18 protein-coding genes are annotated in these 16157 nt (G+C 62.8%); 10 read left to right on the top strand and 8 right to left on the bottom strand.

What is annotated here, in order from left to right; all coding sequences use genetic code 11:
• Window positions 1-4 precede the first annotated feature (4 nt).
• From QCE79_RS28445 to QCE79_RS28435, 3 genes are all read left to right on the top strand, one after another.
• A complete protein-coding gene (locus QCE79_RS28445; protein ID WP_309849596.1) occupies window positions 5-274 on the top strand; it encodes a hypothetical protein in 270 nt (89 codons plus the stop codon).
• Window positions 275-610: 336 nt separating this feature from the next.
• The gene (locus QCE79_RS28440) at window positions 611-919 is read left to right on the top strand and encodes a hypothetical protein (protein ID WP_244828399.1); all 309 of its coding nucleotides are present in this window, start codon (window positions 611-613) and stop codon (window positions 917-919) included.
• Between the two features lie 162 nt (window positions 920-1081).
• On the top strand, window positions 1082-1393 hold the full coding sequence (locus QCE79_RS28435) for a beta-xylosidase (protein ID WP_309849593.1): 312 nt from the start codon (window positions 1082-1084) through the stop codon (window positions 1391-1393).
• 62 nt (window positions 1394-1455) lie between these two features.
• Here QCE79_RS28435 and QCE79_RS28430 read toward each other — a convergent pair whose 3' ends face one another.
• Both QCE79_RS28430 and QCE79_RS28425 read right to left on the bottom strand, forming a co-directional pair.
• The gene (locus QCE79_RS28430; protein WP_309849590.1) at window positions 1456-2364 is read right to left on the bottom strand and encodes a formate/nitrite transporter family protein; all 909 of its coding nucleotides are present in this window, start codon (window positions 2362-2364) and stop codon (window positions 1456-1458) included.
• A 98-nt stretch (window positions 2365-2462) separates the two neighbouring features.
• Window positions 2463-3494 carry a HoxN/HupN/NixA family nickel/cobalt transporter gene (locus QCE79_RS28425; RefSeq protein ID WP_309850643.1) on the bottom strand — a complete coding sequence of 344 codons (1032 nt, stop codon included), beginning with the start codon at window positions 3492-3494 and terminating at the stop codon, window positions 2463-2465.
• A 303-nt stretch (window positions 3495-3797) separates the two neighbouring features.
• Between QCE79_RS28425 and QCE79_RS28420 the strand changes: the two genes are divergently transcribed.
• The 7 genes from QCE79_RS28420 to QCE79_RS28390 all read left to right on the top strand — a co-directional run bounded on the left by QCE79_RS28420 (window position 3798) and on the right by QCE79_RS28390 (window position 9781).
• Entirely contained in the window at window positions 3798-4892 is a 1095-nt protein-coding gene (locus QCE79_RS28420; RefSeq protein WP_309849587.1) for a fatty acid desaturase, read from the top strand.
• A 62-nt stretch (window positions 4893-4954) separates the two neighbouring features.
• On the top strand, window positions 4955-5770 hold the full coding sequence (locus QCE79_RS28415; RefSeq protein ID WP_309849585.1) for a PhnD/SsuA/transferrin family substrate-binding protein: 816 nt from the start codon (window positions 4955-4957) through the stop codon (window positions 5768-5770).
• Between the two features lie 134 nt (window positions 5771-5904).
• Window positions 5905-6900: a luciferase-like monooxygenase gene (locus tag QCE79_RS28410; protein ID WP_250493262.1), complete on the top strand. Its 996-nt coding sequence runs from the start codon at window positions 5905-5907 to the stop codon at window positions 6898-6900.
• A gap of 212 nt (window positions 6901-7112) precedes the next feature.
• Window positions 7113-7364, top strand: coding sequence for a hypothetical protein (locus tag QCE79_RS28405; RefSeq protein WP_370652151.1), 252 nt, complete (start codon window positions 7113-7115; stop codon window positions 7362-7364).
• Between the two features lie 401 nt (window positions 7365-7765).
• Complete coding sequence (locus QCE79_RS28400; RefSeq protein WP_309849582.1) at window positions 7766-8095, top strand: H-NS family nucleoid-associated regulatory protein; 330 nt, start codon at window positions 7766-7768, stop codon at window positions 8093-8095.
• A 647-nt stretch (window positions 8096-8742) separates the two neighbouring features.
• The gene (locus QCE79_RS28395) at window positions 8743-9147 is read left to right on the top strand and encodes a helix-turn-helix domain-containing protein (RefSeq protein WP_244828407.1); all 405 of its coding nucleotides are present in this window, start codon (window positions 8743-8745) and stop codon (window positions 9145-9147) included.
• 34 nt (window positions 9148-9181) lie between these two features.
• Entirely contained in the window at window positions 9182-9781 is a 600-nt protein-coding gene (locus tag QCE79_RS28390) for a hypothetical protein (RefSeq protein ID WP_309849579.1), read from the top strand.
• 191 nt (window positions 9782-9972) lie between these two features.
• On the opposite strand, the gene rhaS is transcribed toward QCE79_RS28390, so the two are convergent.
• The 6 genes from rhaS to QCE79_RS28360 form a co-directional block, all read right to left on the bottom strand.
• Complete coding sequence (gene rhaS / locus QCE79_RS28385; protein WP_244828410.1) at window positions 9973-10986, bottom strand: rhamnose ABC transporter substrate-binding protein; 1014 nt, start codon at window positions 10984-10986, stop codon at window positions 9973-9975.
• Between the two features lie 97 nt (window positions 10987-11083).
• Window positions 11084-12088 carry an ABC transporter permease gene (locus QCE79_RS28380; protein WP_309849576.1) on the bottom strand — a complete coding sequence of 335 codons (1005 nt, stop codon included), beginning with the start codon at window positions 12086-12088 and terminating at the stop codon, window positions 11084-11086.
• Window positions 12081-13121: an ABC transporter permease gene (locus QCE79_RS28375; RefSeq protein WP_404989444.1), complete on the bottom strand. Its 1041-nt coding sequence runs from the start codon at window positions 13119-13121 to the stop codon at window positions 12081-12083. The genes QCE79_RS28380 and QCE79_RS28375 overlap by 8 nt, the downstream gene beginning before the upstream one ends.
• Window positions 13121-14644 carry a sugar ABC transporter ATP-binding protein gene (locus QCE79_RS28370; protein WP_309849574.1) on the bottom strand — a complete coding sequence of 508 codons (1524 nt, stop codon included), beginning with the start codon at window positions 14642-14644 and terminating at the stop codon, window positions 13121-13123. Before QCE79_RS28370 ends, QCE79_RS28375 begins: the two co-directional genes overlap by 1 nt.
• A gap of 149 nt (window positions 14645-14793) precedes the next feature.
• Window positions 14794-15684: an amidohydrolase family protein gene (locus tag QCE79_RS28365; protein ID WP_309849572.1), complete on the bottom strand. Its 891-nt coding sequence runs from the start codon at window positions 15682-15684 to the stop codon at window positions 14794-14796.
• 33 nt (window positions 15685-15717) lie between these two features.
• Window positions 15718-16032, bottom strand: coding sequence for an L-rhamnose mutarotase (locus tag QCE79_RS28360; protein WP_250466771.1), 315 nt, complete (start codon window positions 16030-16032; stop codon window positions 15718-15720).
• Window positions 16033-16157: the final 125 nt, after the last annotated feature.

Below are 16157 nucleotides of genomic sequence, written 5' to 3'. Positions count from 1 at the left end.
TCAAATGCGCTCGACCAAAGCCATCAACGCCGTCGAACGGCTTAAAACGCGTAGCGGCAACGTGCACTATGCGGCCGTCTCCATGCCCGGCGGCTACTTCTATCTAATCGAACGATCGGCGGAAGGCTCGCGCAAGATCTCCGAGCCAATGCCAATGGACGATTTCGTCACCTTCGTCAACGCGCGCGAGCCCGGCAAGCCGCGCAAGGTCAGCAAGCTCGACGAGGCGCTCGAAGCGCAGATCAGCCGCAGCGGCAAGCGCGCGTCCGAGTAGCAGTTTCGTCTTCGCGGGTAGTCCCGCATCCTTCCGAATCTCATCAGCCCTTTGCGCGGCGCAGCGCACATAGCGCCGCACCGCGCCTGCTTGAATGTGCGATGCCAGACGGAGCGCCGCCTCGCCGTTTGCGACTATTTTTTCAACGATTCGCAAGGCGTTGACATGGGGATGTCGTCGCCGCGCGAGTCGTGAAAACAAAGACGAGTAAGGGGCGCTCACGACGGTTCGACCAGAGCCGGCGTGGGTGATCGGGGTACGGGGTGAAGCGGCTACGGCGTAGCGCGACGATGAGCGATTTCATCGCGCGCTTGCCTGCCGAGAGGAAGACCACAAATGAAAAAAAAGAAAAGTGAGACCAAGGGCAGTCTCTTGCCCTCGGCCATGGCGGATCTCGAACTTCAGCATATCGAGCGCGCAGTCGCGCAGCTTCGCACGATGAACAACCAGTCTTCCGGCACGCTCAACGTCGACTATTGGCGCGAGCGGCTTGCGGCGGTATCGGCGGGATTCGCGCTCGTGCCGGCGCAGAAGCAGCGCATCGAAGCGCTTTCGACGGCGCTCGATTCCGTGAGCAGCAAAGGGCCGAGCGGCCCGGGAAGCCGCAAGAAATCCACGAACAGGCTGTGGGCGAAAGCGGCCTAAAAACCGCTTTCGCCACTCGCGCCGGGCGGCGCGAAATTCCGCGCTGCGGCGCGCGCTATTGTCATATCCGTTCACGCGAAAGCTGCGCGAGGGGTTTCCGGTGCTCACTGCCGGGCATCGTTCCTGCTCGATGAAAGGTCATCGATTCATACAGGGAACGCCATGTCCATCACATCACACCGCACCTCGAAGAAGGTCGCTGCTATTGTTGCCATCGGCACGACGGTGTTCAGCACTTACGGCTTTGCGCAGATCGTCCAGGGCTCCGGCTCCGACTCGCAAGACAGTCGCGCCTCGGATTCGACTTCGCGTGCGAATCCGGCGGGCGTGACGGTGCATGAGTCGCAAAAGCCGCAATCGAAGGATGCGGCGGGCGCGGCGCGAGGCCCCAGCGCCGGCAAGGATCACAAGACCGATGGCGCGGGCGGGTTCAACAACGGTCTATACGGCACGGGAGCTGGCAACAATAAATAAGGCGTGTGGTCGGATAGCGACCAGGGCGTTGCCGGTACCCGACGCCCTGCGACGCCTATCCGCTACTTCTCGCCTTGCGGCGTTCCCTCGATTTCCGGCGCAATGGCCGCGTGATTCACGATCGCCACGAGCGATATCCCGCCGAGCATATTGCCGATCACGGTCGGAATCATAAAGACCAGAAAGTAATCGCCGATACTCGCCGCGCCGATCATCACCGCATAGGCCGCTTCCACCGATCCCGCGATCACGTGCGTCAGCTTGCTCACGGCAACCGTATAAGTCACGATCAAAATGGTCAGCAGCCGCGCCGAGCGCGCGCTCGGCAGCAGCCAGACCATCAACGCGATCAGCCAACCTGAAAACACACCACGCACGAGCGTCACGCCGAAGTCGGCGGAAAACGGCATCTCGGCGACGTGGGCAAGCGCTTCGGTGACTTCCGGCGAGAAGACGCCCTTGATCTGCAGAATGCCCGCGAAAATTGCCGTGCCGACAAGGTTGAAGACGAGCACGATCGCCCAAAGCCGCAGTGTCTTGAACAGCGTCTTCATATCGCGGCGCGTGAGCACCGGCAACACAGCGGTCAGCGTGCTCTCGGTGAACAACTGCTGGCGTCCGAGCACGACGAACACGAAACCGATCGTATAGCCGAAGCTCGATATGAGCGAACGCCAATTCGTCTCCGGTAAAGAGCTTTCGAGAATTGCCTGGACGAGAAACGAGAAACCCATCGAAAGGCCAGCGGCAAGCGCCGACCACATCAGCGCGCCGAAGGTCCGCTCCATCGCCGCCTCGCCTTCTTCGCGGACGATTTCATGGACGACGAGCGCGTGCGGCGTCGAATGCTCGGCCGCCTGTTCACGCTCGGCGTTATCGAGGTTGGGCGACTGTGCGCCAGCGGAACTTTCCTTGGGAGAAGCTTCGGTGGATGTTTCTTCTTGCTGCGCGCCGGGTTGCGGCTGTGACATGTTTTTCTCCCTGAAAGCCGCTCGATGCAGGGATCGGATGAGCGGCGGCGAAGCTTTCAAGCAGAAAGAATGCCCGACGAGTCAGTTTGAAGACATTTCTAGCGGACGATGCCGCCATCGAGCGAATCATAGCCGCGCCACTTGTAGATCAGCGCTGAGATAAGCCAGCACGCGGCGAAGAGACCGACGATTGCATAACCGAGCGCGCCGAAGTGTTCGGAAAGCACGGCGACCGCGTCCCACAGTCCGCCCTTCAGTTGCAACCGGTCCGCGATCAACCCGAGCGCTTCGATGCCGCCTATCAGCACCGCGATCAGCACCGAGACCAGCGTGACCGTGAGGTTGTAGTAGAGCTTGCGGATCGGCTTCATGAAAGCCCAGCCATAGGCGCCGACCATGAGCATGCTGTCGGCGGTATCGATGAGCGACATGCCCGCGGTGAAAAGCACCGGAAACACGAGGATCGACCACACCGGCATGCCGCGCGCGGCTTCCGCGGCGGCGATACCCATGAGGCCGATCTCGGTCGCCGTATCGAAACCGAGTCCGAAGAGAAAGCCGAGCGGATACATATGCCAGCTTCGGCTGATGAGGCGGAAAAGCGGCCGGGCGATGCGCGCGATCGGTCCGCCGCCCGCCATCAGCAGATCGGCGTCGTCGTCGCGCCATGCTTCGCCGCGACGCACGCGCCTGAATGCGCGCCAGACGCCGCGCAGCACGAACAGATTCATCGCCGCGATGGCGAAGAGAAAAAGCGCGGAGACGGACGTCCCGATCACCGCGCCGATCTCACGATACTGCGCAAAGCGGCCCTGCACGGCGAACGCGGTCGCGGCAATGAGCGCGCTCGCCACCACGACGACCGTCGAATGGCCGAGCGAGAAGAAGATGCCGACGCCAAGCGGACGCTTACCCTGCTGCATCATCTTGCGCGTGACGTTATCGATAGCGGCGATGTGATCGGCATCCACGGCATGGCGCAGTCCGAGCGAATACGCCAGCAGCGACGTGCCGAGCAGCACCGGATAGTGCCGGAACGCGACGAGCGCCCAGAGCCACGCGAGCACATTGAAGACGATGAGCCCGGCAAACATGCGCGTCGACTTGCGTCGCAGACTGAAAGCGCCCATTCGCCCGGCAGTCTCGATGACCGCGCCGTAGCTCGGGTTGGCGTCTCTGTCGTGAAATCGGGACATGTCGGTGGATTTGGGGCCACAAAGGGTCAAAGGATACCGCGCTTCGATGGGCGGCCAATAATCGGCGCGGCCACTCCCGCGCGTTCGGCGCGTTCACCGGGCAATCACGTGACCTGCCGCATATATGACTTTTTGCCTATTCCTATTCGCTGAGCGGGGAAAACATAGGCGGATTCATTGGTTGGGCGCATCGAAGCGCGCAGCTAGGATGGCACTTCGCTTATCCCGACTTTCGCCATGCCCCGCTATCTCGACGACGTGCAACGCGAGCAACTCCAGGAACAACGCGCGACGTGGCGCTGGCGCAGCGCGTGGCCGACGTGGCTCGTGATCGTCGCGGTGTACAGCGGCTGGTTCGGCGTGGCGCTCCATGCGCGCACGCTCGGCTTGCCGGTCACGCTCACGCTGCTCGCGGTGCTCTCGTGCTGGTACATGTCGCTGCAGCACGAACTGCTGCATGGACATCCCACGCGCTGGCCGCTCGTCAACATGCTTTTCGGCCTGGCGCCGCTCGCCGTGTGGTTTCCGTATGCGGTGTATCGCGACTCGCATCTGCGTCATCACGACGACGCGCATCTGACCGAGCCCGGCCGCGACCCGGAAAGCTATTACGTCACGCCGGAGCAGTGGGCCAATGCGGGCGTCGTATTGCGCGCGGCTCTCGCTGCCCGCAATACGTTCTTGGGCCGCGTGCTGATCGGTCCATGGTTCTCGATCGCCGCCTCGTGGCGCGAAGCCGCGCAGGCGGTCGCGCTGGGTCAATGGCGGATCGTCGCGAGCTGGCTCGTGCACGCAGCGTCGCTTGCCGCGCTTGCATGGTGGCTCGATGCCCGTTGCGGCATTCCGTGGCGCGCGTTTCTGTTCGGCGTCGGCTATGCATCGCTGGCGCTGGCTTCGGTGCGATCGTTTCAGGAGCATCGGGCGGAAGGCGATGCCCGCGAACGCACCGTTCTGAACGAGGCCGCGTGGCCCTGGCGACTGCTGTTTCTGAACAACAATTATCATTCGGTGCATCACGACTTGCCCGGCGTGCCGTGGTTTGCGCTGGGCGCGGTGTATCGGCAGCGGCGCGAAGCATACGGCGCGAGCAATGGCGGATTTGTCGTGCGCGGGTACGGCGAGTGGATCAAAAAGCATGCGTTCGCGCGCGCGGTTTCACCGGTGCATCCGTTCGCGGGCGGGACGCGCGCGCCGGTGGAATGGATCGCCGATACCGCCGTCACGACGCGCACGAACGCGATGCAACGCGGCGCGGCCAAGCGCTTCGGGCAGCCGGTGCTCGTCAGGGCTGCGGCGTCCACGCGTGATTCGCGCTCGGCGAAGGTTTCGTAGATCGGCTTGCGGCCGAGCCGCCCTGTACGATAGAGCGCTCTCGCTTCTCGCAAAGCTCGCCCATGCAATGGATCACCGCCCTTCCGATGTACAACGTCACGCCCGCGCTGGCTGCCGACTGGCGCGCGCTGCTGACGGACGTGAAAGCGCGGGTGACAGACTGGCTGGACGAACGCGCTGATACGCTCGACATCGTCGATCCGGGCGCGGATCTCACCACTTTCTGGCAACGCGACGATCTGCTCTTGTCGCAAACCTGCGGTTATCCGCTCGTTCACGCGCTCGAAGGCCGCGTGCAACTCGTCGCCACGCCCAATTTCGATGTCCCCGGCTGCGCGAACGGCAGCTATCGCAGCGTGATCGTCGCCGGAAAGCACACGCAGGCGACGACGCTCGCCGACTGTCGCGGTCTCAGAGCCATCTACAACAGCGACGACTCCAACAGCGGCATGAACTTACTGCGTCACGCGGTCGCGCCGCTGGCCCGCGAAGGCCGCTTCTTCGCATCGGTCGAGCGAAGTGGTGGGCATCTGGCTTCGCTTCAAGCGCTCGCGACGGACCGAAGCGCGGATGTCGCCGCCATCGACTGCGTGACCTTTGCTTACGTGCGCGAACATGTGCCGGAACTAGCCGAAGGCGTCAGGGAAATCGGCGTGACGGCGAGTTCGCCCGCGCTGCCTTTCATCGCCTCGAAGCGGGTTCCGCAAGACGGCATCGAGCGGCTCGCCGCCGCGCTCGCGGATTCCGTACGCGACCATCCCGCGCGTGCGCAACGGCTGCGGCTCGACGGCTTCGTGCGCCCCACGCGCGCCGACTACGCGCCGATTCTCGACCTCGAACGCGATGCCATCGCGCAAGGCTATCCGCGGCTCGCCTGATCGCTTCGGCAAGAATCCCGCACATTCGGCACAATCGACTTTTAAACGCGAGGCACCGGCGCGGCTTGTCCGCCAGCCGGGCCTGAACGCTGGCGGCCACGCTTCTCGCCGTCCCACGCATCCGGAACGTCGCAATGATCCCCTTCTCGCTTCTCGACCTCTCACCGATTCCGCTCGGCTCGACCGCCTCCGACGCCTTCGCGCATTCGCTCGACCTCGCCCGTCACGCGGAAAGCTGGGGCTATAACCGCTACTGGCTCGCCGAGCATCACAACATGACGGGCATTGCCAGCGCGGCGACGGCGGTCGTGATCGGCCATATCGCGGCGGGCACCAAGACCATTCGCGTCGGCTCGGGCGGCATCATGCTGCCGAATCACGCGCCGCTCGTCATCGCCGAACAGTTCGGCACGCTCGCGTCGCTGTTTCCGGGACGTATCGACTTGGGCCTCGGACGCGCGCCCGGCACCGACCAGACCACGGCTCGCGCGCTGCGTCGCGACTTGCAAGGCAGCGCCGATTCCTTCCCTGACGATGTCGTCGAACTGCAGCGTTTTTTCGCCGATCCCGTCGAGGGACAACGCGTGCGCGCAGTGCCCGGCGCCGGTCTTCATGTGCCCATCTGGCTGCTCGGCTCGTCGCTCTTCAGCGCGCAACTGGCGGCGGCGCTCGGGCTGCCGTTCGCGTTCGCGTCGCATTTCGCGCCGGATTATCTGCTGACCGCGCTGGAGGTGTATCGCACGCAGTTCCGGCCATCGGCGACGCTCAAGAAGCCTCACGCGATGGTCGGCGTGAACGTCTTCGCCGCCGATACCGTCGATGAAGCCCTCTTTCTATTTACCTCGCTGCAGCAGCAGTTCATCAATTTGCGGCGCGGCACGCCCGGCCAATTGCCGCCGCCCGTCGACCAGATCGCGTGGAGCGAGGGCGAGCGCGCAGGCGTCGAGCGGTCGCTCGCGTGTTCGGTGGTCGGCGCGCGCGCGGATGTCGAAGCGGGTTTGCGCTCGGTGATCGAGCAGACTCAGGCCGACGAGTTGATCGTCACGGCGCAGATCTTCGATCATCGGGCGCGTCTGCGCTCGTTCGAGATCACGGCGGAAGTACGCGATTCGATTGCCGCCGGCGGTTAAATCGGCGCAACGACGAAGGCCGCACGACATTCGGGAAAGCCCCTACGCTTTACGCGCGCGCTTTTGACAGGCAATAATGAGACAGGCGGGGCGCGTGCGCGCTTTGCATCTGCTTATCCGCCGTGTCTGCCTTCGTCGTGCGCCCGAAATTCGTGCATGCGAGAGGAGGCGCGGCAAGACAACAACAAATACGTCGCAAGACGGGAGGAAGAATGTCGATGCCGAAAAGCGCCGCCACGGGCGCCATGACGCTCCTGACGGAATACGATGAATCGAGCGGCCAGGAAGTGCGTTCGCTGCGGCTCGAACCCGCATCCGACGGCAAGGCTGTTCTGTTGATCGAGATCGACGAGCGCAAGCCGGGTATTCATCGTGAAGTTCGTTATGAAATTACGCCCGCCGAACTGATTGCGGCAATTCGCGCGCACGGTGCGGAATTGCCGGGTGAACAACATAGTCGTTAAAACAATTTAATAGTTGGCGCAAGCAGCATACAATAGCGTTCAGGCGACGCATCAGCCGTTCGGGAAACCGGGCGGTTCGAGTGTCGCTTTCCCGCAGTTCGTAGCCTCCCGACGTGACCTCCCGCGCGCACTATAGTCGTGCGTCCGTCATGGCGATTCCCGCACGAGCCAATGTCCGAAGCCGGTATTACTGTTATATAGCCGACACAGCGGGGACATTAATCGGTGTGGGCGGCGCGTGTGATGGGATAAGCGCGGTCTGCGGTAAATACACTAATTGACGCACGTTTCACTGTGCGTCACGCTGGATAAAACATATCAAACCTAGTCATCGAGCCGCCCCGGTCCGCGCGGGGCATCGGTTCGTCTTTCGCAAATCAAAAAGCTGAATCAGGAAAGCCGTGGACGAAAGAAAGCGAGACAGCATCATCGCGTATTTACGCAGCCGGATGGTCGAGTTCGGCATTACGGAAGGCGCGCTGGCCGAAGCATTGGCCGACGCGCCAGCGGCCGAACCGCCGCCTACCTTTACCAGGACCAACGGCGCCAACGGTACGGCGAAGCCAGCTCGGGCCATGCCGCAATTGCCGTCACTGCCGCAATCCGGAGACGGCGCAGCGCCGATTTTCCGTAACGCCAGCGGCGATACGTGGGACGGCCTGGGCGACATGCCCGAATGGCTGAAGCGCGCCGTGCATGCCGGTCAGGATATCGAGTTTTATCGCGTGTAACGCCCTTCCTCGTTTCCCCGCCTTTCGGATACGCATGCACGGTGGCCAATAAACGCCATCATTATGCGTAGTCATTAAGCGCGATTCGTAAGGCATGGGCGTTTCGCCTTCGTCATTCTCACCTCAGGCCATGCAAGCGGAATGCTCCGCGTGCTTCTGCGCGCGCCGGTTTTTCGCAAAGACGGCGTGGTTAATCGCGCCCGCATTTGCCGACCGGCCGTGCACATTCGAAACGCACACGCATGCAATTGCGCGGCTCGGCGCGTGCGAAGCCTCGCGCATAGGCAATTCATCGCGAATAATCAAGCCTAAAAAATTTCGACGATGGTTCCCTTTCGCGGCGGAAAACGTTTATTGGTGGTGACCAGTACCCGGCTTTCCTGAAAGCGCCGCCGTTTCGCGAACACTTCATCGTTACATCCAGCACACCGTTAGTACACCGCAAGTACGCCGAACAGGTCCCGCAGTCTTTGCTCGACAGGGGGAACGCATGAACGCTTACCGACGCCTCGCGCGCCACGATACCGAAACCGAAACTGATTGGCAGCTGCATCGACAGACGAGGAAGCGGAGCACGCGCTCAGACCTCGCCTTGCATCGCGGCTGACGTATAGCGTCCGCGAAACGCGTATCGAACGAGGAGCGCCATGTTGCCCCGGCCCACTACCCTGCCGAGCGTCGAGCGGCGCATGACAGCCGGGCGCATGTTGCTCGAAGGGGCATCGGTGCAGGCCGTGGCGGAGCATCTGCATCTGTCCTTGCAGACGGTGAAGCGTTACAAGGCAATCGTGTCCGATGGCGGGCTCGACGAGCTCGCGAAAATGGGCGTGGGCGGACGGGTATCGGTGCTGGACCGCGAGGCGCTCGAATGGATCGCGGCCGCCTTGCAGGGCCCGGCGCGCGTGCATGGTTTTGCGAGCGACGCGTGGACCAACTCGCGTCTGCGCGAACTGATCGAGCGGCGCTTCGGCGTGCGTTATTCGCGCGTCTATGTGTGGCAGATCGCGACCAATCTCGGGCTTGGGCATCTGCTGTCGAAGTCGCGACGCTGATGCCGGTGATGTTCACATATCAAAGGAGATGACCATGCTTCGAACTTCGCGTCGTGCAGGCAGTTCATGGATCGGATGCGCACTCGTCGCGCTTGCTTGTGGCTCGGCTTTGCCGGTTGCGGCGCAGGATGCCGCGTCGGAACCGCAAGCGCGAGCCGGGGCGGCGGTGGCGCAAGTGCAGGCGCATGTGGTTGGCATCGACCCGGTGACGAACAGCGTCGCGCTAAAAGGGCCGGCGGGGCGCGTCGTGGAAGTTGCCGTCAATCCGCAGGTCGCCGATGTCAAGAAGCTCAAGATAGGCGACACGGTGAACATCGAGTATCGCAACGCCGTGCTGATGCGCGCGGTCAAGGCGAAGCCGGGTGCGATTCGTGAGCGCGTCGACACGCAAGCGACTGTTCCGGCGACGAACGGCGTGACGGCGCAGGCGCGAACGGTAGAGATACTGGCGACGATTCAGCACATCGACAAGAAAAAGCGCGAGATCACGCTACGCGGCCCGACCCACACGGTGACGCTTGCGGTCGCGCCGGACTTATCGCTTGACGGCTTGAAGTCCGGAGATATGGTGCATGCGCAATTCGAATCGGCGACGGCCATTCAAGTGCTCAGGGACGGGCAGCCCTTACGCTGATCTTGACGCGCAATCGCCACGCTCCGGAAAGTCTTTGCGGAACAATGCGTTGGAAGGGTCACGCAGCGGCTATCCACAGAGCTTTCAACAGAAACTGTCGATAGTTTCGTGGATGACCCATTTGCATACGCGAATAAAAAAGCCCCGCGACCGCGGGGCCAACCTCTCAGATTCCCACCACCCTTTCGACCTCAGAAATTGAAGTTATCGATATTCGCCGAATCGAACGTCGTAGGCGGCCCGAGAATCACTTCCCCGCTCTTTCCCACGGTCCGCTTGCCCAGCTTGCCGGCTTCGAACGAATCGCCTTCCTTGCCCGTGATCGTGCCCGAGGCAAGACTGGCCGCCGCGTACGCCGCGAGATAACCCAACTGACCCGGGTCCCACAACTGGAACGCCTTGACCGTGCCGTTCTTCACGAACGCGCGCATCTGGTTCGGCGTGCCGAGACCCGTCACCGTGACCTTGCCCTTGGCCGGCGAACTCGAGATATAACGCGCCGCCGCCGCGATGCCCACCGATGTCGGCGCCACGATTCCCTTCAGGTTCGGATAAGCCTGCAGCAGGCCCTGCGTCTCCACGAATGATTTTTGATCGTCATCGTTGCCGTAGGCGATCTTCACGAGTTTGATCTTCGAATACTCCGGCTTCTTCAGTTCGTCCTGCATCCATTTGATCCAGGTGTTTTGATTGGTCGCGTTGGGCGTCGCGGAGAGAATCGCGAATTCGCCTTCACCGCCAATCAGCTTCGACAGCAACTGGATCTGTCCACGTCCGATCGCTTCCGATTCGGCCTGATTCACGAAAATCTGCCGTCCGTCGGGCGCGGTGTCCGAGTCGAAAGTCACGACCTTGATGCCCTGCGACATCGCTTTTTTCAGATACGGCACGACCGCGTTGGCGTCGTTGGCGGCGATCACGATGGCGTTCTGCCGCTGCGTGATCAACGTGTTGATATAGCTCACCTGTGACGACGCGCCCGCATCCGACGGGCCGACGACCTTGCCATCGCCCTTGAACTCCTTGATCGCGGCCATGCCGCCGTCATCGGCAATGACTTCGTACGGGTTGTTGATCTGCTTGGGCAGGAAAGCGATCTTCAACCCGCTCTTCAGCTCGGCGGCGCTTGCAGCAAGTGCCACGGTGGCGGCCAGCAAAGCCGCCGCGAGCACCGGCCCGCGTGAGAATCGATACGGTTTTTTCATGTATGTCTCCTGTCATTGCGCGCAAGTTTTGCCCTTGGACAAACCGTTGCGCTGGTTATCAACGTTCTTCAATTCACCCTCGACCAGCCTTCAACACCTACGACGTCTGCGCCGTGAAGCGTCTTTCACGCGCGGCCCGCCAGCGCGCGACCAGATTGGGAATCAGCACCGAGGACAGCAGCAGCGCCCCGGTCACGATGGTCAGTGTTTCGCTCGATACATCCGCGAGCGTCAGCGCATTGCGCAGCACGCCGATGATGACGAGCGACAGCAGCACGCCGATCATCGACCCGCGTCCGCCGAAGATGCTCACGCCGCCGAACAGCACCGCCGCGATCACCGACAACTCGAAGCCTTCGCCGTTGTCGCCGCGCGCACTGGTGAAACGCAGCGTATAGACGATGCCCGCGAGCGCCGCCATCGCGCCGGACAGCATGAAGAGCCTGATCTTGGTCTTCGTCACGTCGATACCCGAAAACTGCGCGGCCGTGGGGTTCGCGCCGATGGCAAAGAGGCTGCGGCCGAACGGCGTCGCCTGCAACAGCACCGTGAAGACGAGCGCGCCCGCGATCACGAGAACGAAGGGCATCGGCAGGAAGGTATCCGCGATGGTATCGATGCCAAACGACGTGTACGACGCCGGAAAGTCCGCGATGGCCTGATCGCCGAGCAACACGTAAGCGAGACCCCGAAACAGCGCTAGCGTGCCGATGGTGACAGCAAGCGATGGCAGATTGAAGCGCACGATCACGAGCCCGTTGAGCAGCCCGGCCATCGTGCCCGCGACGAGCACGATGGCGATGACGAGCGGCATCGACAAGCCCATGTGCCAAAGCACGCCCATCAACGCGCTCGACACGCCCAGCACCGACGCCACCGACAAATCGATTTCCGCCGCGACGATGATGAGCGTCATCGGCAAGGCGATCAGCGCGATCTCGGTGAAATCGGCGAGCATGTTCGAGAGGTTCGCGCCGGAAAGGAACATCGGCGAAAGCACGCGTCCGCCGATCAGCGAGTCGACCAGCACGATGGCGAGCATCGCCTCCCATTGCAGATGACGGCGTTTTGCCGTGGAAAGAGCCGAGTCGGGTTTAGCCATGATCGCGTTTCCTCATCATGCGGCGCGCGACCGAGCGCGCGAGCAACGTATCCAGCGCGATCGCCGCGACGATCAGCGCGCCTTGAATGGCCTGCTGCCAGAACGGCGACACGCGCAACACCACGAGCGCGATGTTGATGACGCCCAGCACCAGCGCGCCAAGCGTCGCGCCCGCCACCGTGCCGACGCCGCCCGTGATCGCAACGCTGCCGACCACCGCCGCCGCGACCACCTGCAGCTCGATGCCCTTCGCCGTGCTGGCATCGACGGTGCCGAAACGCGCAAGCCACAGCACGCCCGCAAGGCCGGCGATCGCGCCGGACAGCAGGAAGCCGATCATCACGCGGCGGTCCACGCGAATGCCCGCGAGACGCGCGGCTTCGGGGTTCGAGCCGATGGCGTAATGCTCGCGGCCGCCGCGATACTGCTTCAGATACACCGACAACGCGATCAGCACGACGAGCGCGATCAACACGAGATTCGGCACGCCGAGCAGCGATCCGGTTGCGATCGTGGCGAAGCTATCCGGCAGACTCGTCGCGTTGATCTGGCCGCCGTGGACCCACGCGTAGTCCGCGCCGCGCACGATATACAGCGTCGAGAGCGTGGCGACGAGCGACGGCACGCGTCCGAAGGTGACGAGCGCGCCGTTCACCGCACCGATCACGAGCCCGACGCCCATGCCCGCGCACATCGCGACGATCACCGGCATGTGCGGGTTCATCACGAAGAGGCTGCCGACCGCATAGGCGCTCACGCCGACGATCGACGCCACCGAAAGATCGATATGCCGCATCAGCATGACGATCGTCATGCCCGCCGTCAGCAAGCCGATGATCGACACATTCAGCAGCACGTCACGCAGATTCTGCAGATTCAGGAAGTCCGGCTTCACCGCAGCGGTCGCGCCAATCAGCACGAGCAGCACGATGAAGAGCGTGAGCTCGCGACTCTTCGCGATCGAACCCGCGAGACTCTCGCGTTTCGTTTCGGCGGCAGGCAGCGCGGGCATGGTGGGAGAGTGTCGTGTCATCATGCGGCGCGTCCCAGGGTTTGCGGCGATGCGCCCAACGCGGCGCTCATCACTCGTTCTTCGTTTGCATCGGCGCGAGCAATGTCGGCGCTGATACGGCCTTCGTGCATGACGAGCACGCGGTCCGCCATGCCGAGCACTTCGGGCAGCTCGCTTGAAATCATCAGCACGGCCATGCCCTCTTTCACGAGTTCGGCGAGCGTGCGATACACCTCGGCTTTCGCGCCCACGTCGATGCCGCGCGTCGGTTCATCGATGATGAGCACCTTCGGATTCGTCGCGAGCCACTTGCCGAGCACGACCTTCTGCTGATTGCCGCCCGACAGCGTGCCGACGGGCGCATCGAGATCGCCGGCCTTGAGGCGCAGGCGCTTGCCCCAGTCGGCGGCGAGCGTCGATTCGCTTTTCGCGGAGATGAGCCCGTGCCGCATCAAGCGGCCGAGCACGGTGAGCGATGCATTGCGCGCGATGCTCAGTTCCAGCGCGAGCCCTTGCGCGCGGCGATCCTCCGGCACGAGTGCGAGGCCCGCGCGCACGGCTGCCGCCGGATGGCCGAGGGCGAGCGCCTTCCCCGCGATCTTCACTTCACCGCCATCGACCGGATCGATGCCGAAGATGGCGCGCGCGACTTCGCTGCGTCCCGCGCCGACGAGGCCCGCGAGCGCGACGATCTCGCCTGCGCGGACATCGAAGGAAATGTTCTTGAATACGCCTTCGCGCGTCAGGTTGCGGACCGAGAGACGCACGTCGCCGGGCTGCACGTCCGCCTTCGGATAGAACGTGTCCAGATCGCGGCCGACCATCTTGCTCACGATGGCATCGATGGTCATGTCGCTGGTGAGCGCGTCGTAGACCTTTATGCCGTCGCGCATGATGGTCATGCGCTGCGTCAGCGCGAAGACTTCGTCGAGCCTGTGCGTGATGAAGAGGATCGCGACATCGCGCTCACGCAGCGCACGCACGATGGCGAAGAGCCGCTCCACTTCCGTTAGCGAGAGCGCGGCGGTGGGCTCGTCCATGATGAGCACGTTGGCGTCGAGCGAAAGCGCCTTGGCGATCTCGACCACTTGCTGGTCCGCGATCGACAAGCCTCGCACGAGCCGTTGCGCGCGCAGGTTCACGCCGAGCGACGCGAGCAACGCATCGACTTCGCGATGCATTTCGTCGTAGCGTATGCGTCCGAGCCGGTCGCGCGGCTGCCGGCCCATGTAGATGTTCTCCGCGATGGAAAGGTCCGCGAACAGCGTCGGCTCCTGATAGATGACGGCGAGACCGGCATCGCGTGCCTCGGCGGGATTGGCGAAGCGGCGCGGTTCGCCATCGACCAGAATCTCGCCTGCATCCGGCTGATACACGCCGGCGAGCAGTTTGACGAGCGTGGATTTACCCGCGCCGTTTTCGCCGAGCAACGCGTGGACTTCGCCCGCGAAGAGTTGCAGGCTGCCGTCGCCCAATGCGCGCACGCGGCCGAACGCCTTGCTCGCGTGCCGCAATTCGAGTCTTGGCGGCTTGTTGATTGTCATGCGCTGTCTCCTGTTTATCGGCCGAAGCTGGCGCTTGCTCCGGCCTGTGCAACGCCGTGGACCTTGGCGTTGCGCCTGAGCGCTTACGCGAGTTTCACGCGACGCCTTCGATCAAGTCCGACGCCAGTTCCGGTCTTCGAACGTTGTTATCAAATGCGGTAAATCCGCTCCGCATTACGCACGAATAGTGCTTGCTTTTCGCTATCGCTCGCGTCGCTCACGATCTGCGCGTAGGCGTTCCACAGCTGTTTGTAAGTACCGAAAAGCCTGTCGACCGGGAAATTCGATGCGAACATCGCGCGGCCGACGCCGAAGGTATCGATGGTTTCGAGCACATACGGCCGGAAGCTCTCCACTGTCCATTCGTGATCGAGCATGGCGAAGCCGCTCAGCTTCACCGCGACGTTCGGACAAGCCGCGAGCGCACGCATGCCGTCGCGCCACGCGCGATATCCTTCGACCGAAGACCGGTCCACGAACATCCCCGCATGATTGACGATGAACTGCGTGTTTGCATGTTCGCGCGCGAGTTGCGCGGCATCGTTCATCTGCGACGGATAAAGCTGCAAGTCGAACGACATGCCGAAGCGCTCGAGCAACGCGAAGTTCCGGCGCCACCGAGGCTCGTGCATGAAGTGCCGCCCGACGTAGTCATACAACGGATTTTCATGCACGTTGAGAATCTGCCGGATGCCGCGCGTGTTGGCGAAGGCCGCGTGCGCTTCGAGCACGGCGGGTGCATCGTCGGCCGATAAATCCGCGCCCGCCACGATGCCGTTCGGCATGCCGCGGCCGTTGTCGTCGGCGAGTCCTTGCAGCCAGCGCGTTTCCTCGACAGGATCGGCGGGATCGTGGTTCGCATCGACGTGCACGATCTTCAGCACTTCGATGTCGCCGGCATCGCGCAACAGATCGGCGAGCAGATAGTCATGCTTCAAATCGCGCGCGTCGCCGACGAACGATGTCTGCGGATTCGCCAGCCACGGATAGTGATGTGTGGACAAATCCCACAAGTGGATATGCGGATCGACGACCTGCATGATGGTGTTCCTCACGAGCTTGGAAATGCGCGATTACGGAAGATGAAAGACGGGCGCAAGCGGCACGGCAACAGGCGCGTTGTCCGCATGCGTTTCCATCAGCTCGGCCATGTAGTCCCACCACTTGCGCATGATGGGCAAGTGCGGCAACGCGTCGGTCGAATGCGTGCCGGTGCGCTTGTAGGTCGCGAACAGATGTCCGGTCGCTTCGTCGAGAAAAATCCAGTAGTCGCGGATGCCCGCTGCAACGAGCGCATCGGCCAGTTCGGGCCATATCTCGCGATGGCGCTTCTCGTATTCCTCGCGCATGCCCGGCTTCAGGGTCATGCGAAATGCCATTGTCTCCATGGCGGACCGCCTGATTTTGTTTAGTGAGCCCGAATGTTCGCGCCTCGTTGTGCTGCGACTATAATTCGCCGACCGATAACACGACAATCCGAAAGAAGGATTGGCCGATCGCAAATGCGTATCGG

Source organism: Caballeronia sp. LZ003, from assembly GCF_031451465.1.
Lineage (GTDB): Bacteria > Pseudomonadota > Gammaproteobacteria > Burkholderiales > Burkholderiaceae > Caballeronia.
The sequence above is the reverse complement of the archived record's forward strand: the minus strand, read 5'-3'. Positions and strand labels throughout refer to the sequence as shown.

Excerpts from the sequence above, each read along its gene's own strand:
- QCE79_RS28445 (WP_309849596.1), top strand. The coding sequence starts at position 5 with ATGCGCTCGACCAAAGCCATCAACGCCGTCGAACGGCTTAAAACGCGT.
- QCE79_RS28440 (WP_244828399.1), top strand. The coding sequence starts at position 611 with ATGAAAAAAAAGAAAAGTGAGACCAAGGGCAGTCTCTTGCCCTCGGCC.
- QCE79_RS28435 (WP_309849593.1), top strand. The coding sequence starts at position 1,082 with ATGTCCATCACATCACACCGCACCTCGAAGAAGGTCGCTGCTATTGTT.
- QCE79_RS28430 (WP_309849590.1), bottom strand. The coding sequence starts at position 2,364 with ATGTCACAGCCGCAACCCGGCGCGCAGCAAGAAGAAACATCCACCGAA.
- QCE79_RS28425 (WP_309850643.1), bottom strand. The coding sequence starts at position 3,494 with ATGGGCGCTTTCAGTCTGCGACGCAAGTCGACGCGCATGTTTGCCGGG.
- QCE79_RS28420 (WP_309849587.1), top strand. The coding sequence starts at position 3,798 with ATGCCCCGCTATCTCGACGACGTGCAACGCGAGCAACTCCAGGAACAA.
- QCE79_RS28415 (WP_309849585.1), top strand. The coding sequence starts at position 4,955 with ATGCAATGGATCACCGCCCTTCCGATGTACAACGTCACGCCCGCGCTG.
- QCE79_RS28410 (WP_250493262.1), top strand. The coding sequence starts at position 5,905 with ATGATCCCCTTCTCGCTTCTCGACCTCTCACCGATTCCGCTCGGCTCG.
- QCE79_RS28405 (WP_370652151.1), top strand. The coding sequence starts at position 7,113 with ATGTCGATGCCGAAAAGCGCCGCCACGGGCGCCATGACGCTCCTGACG.
- QCE79_RS28395 (WP_244828407.1), top strand. The coding sequence starts at position 8,743 with ATGTTGCCCCGGCCCACTACCCTGCCGAGCGTCGAGCGGCGCATGACA.
- QCE79_RS28390 (WP_309849579.1), top strand. The coding sequence starts at position 9,182 with ATGCTTCGAACTTCGCGTCGTGCAGGCAGTTCATGGATCGGATGCGCA.
- rhaS (WP_244828410.1), bottom strand. The coding sequence starts at position 10,986 with ATGAAAAAACCGTATCGATTCTCACGCGGGCCGGTGCTCGCGGCGGCT.
- QCE79_RS28380 (WP_309849576.1), bottom strand. The coding sequence starts at position 12,088 with ATGGCTAAACCCGACTCGGCTCTTTCCACGGCAAAACGCCGTCATCTG.
- QCE79_RS28375 (WP_404989444.1), bottom strand. The coding sequence starts at position 13,121 with ATGACACGACACTCTCCCACCATGCCCGCGCTGCCTGCCGCCGAAACG.
- QCE79_RS28370 (WP_309849574.1), bottom strand. The coding sequence starts at position 14,644 with ATGACAATCAACAAGCCGCCAAGACTCGAATTGCGGCACGCGAGCAAG.
- QCE79_RS28365 (WP_309849572.1), bottom strand. The coding sequence starts at position 15,684 with ATGCAGGTCGTCGATCCGCATATCCACTTGTGGGATTTGTCCACACAT.
- QCE79_RS28360 (WP_250466771.1), bottom strand. The coding sequence starts at position 16,032 with ATGGAGACAATGGCATTTCGCATGACCCTGAAGCCGGGCATGCGCGAG.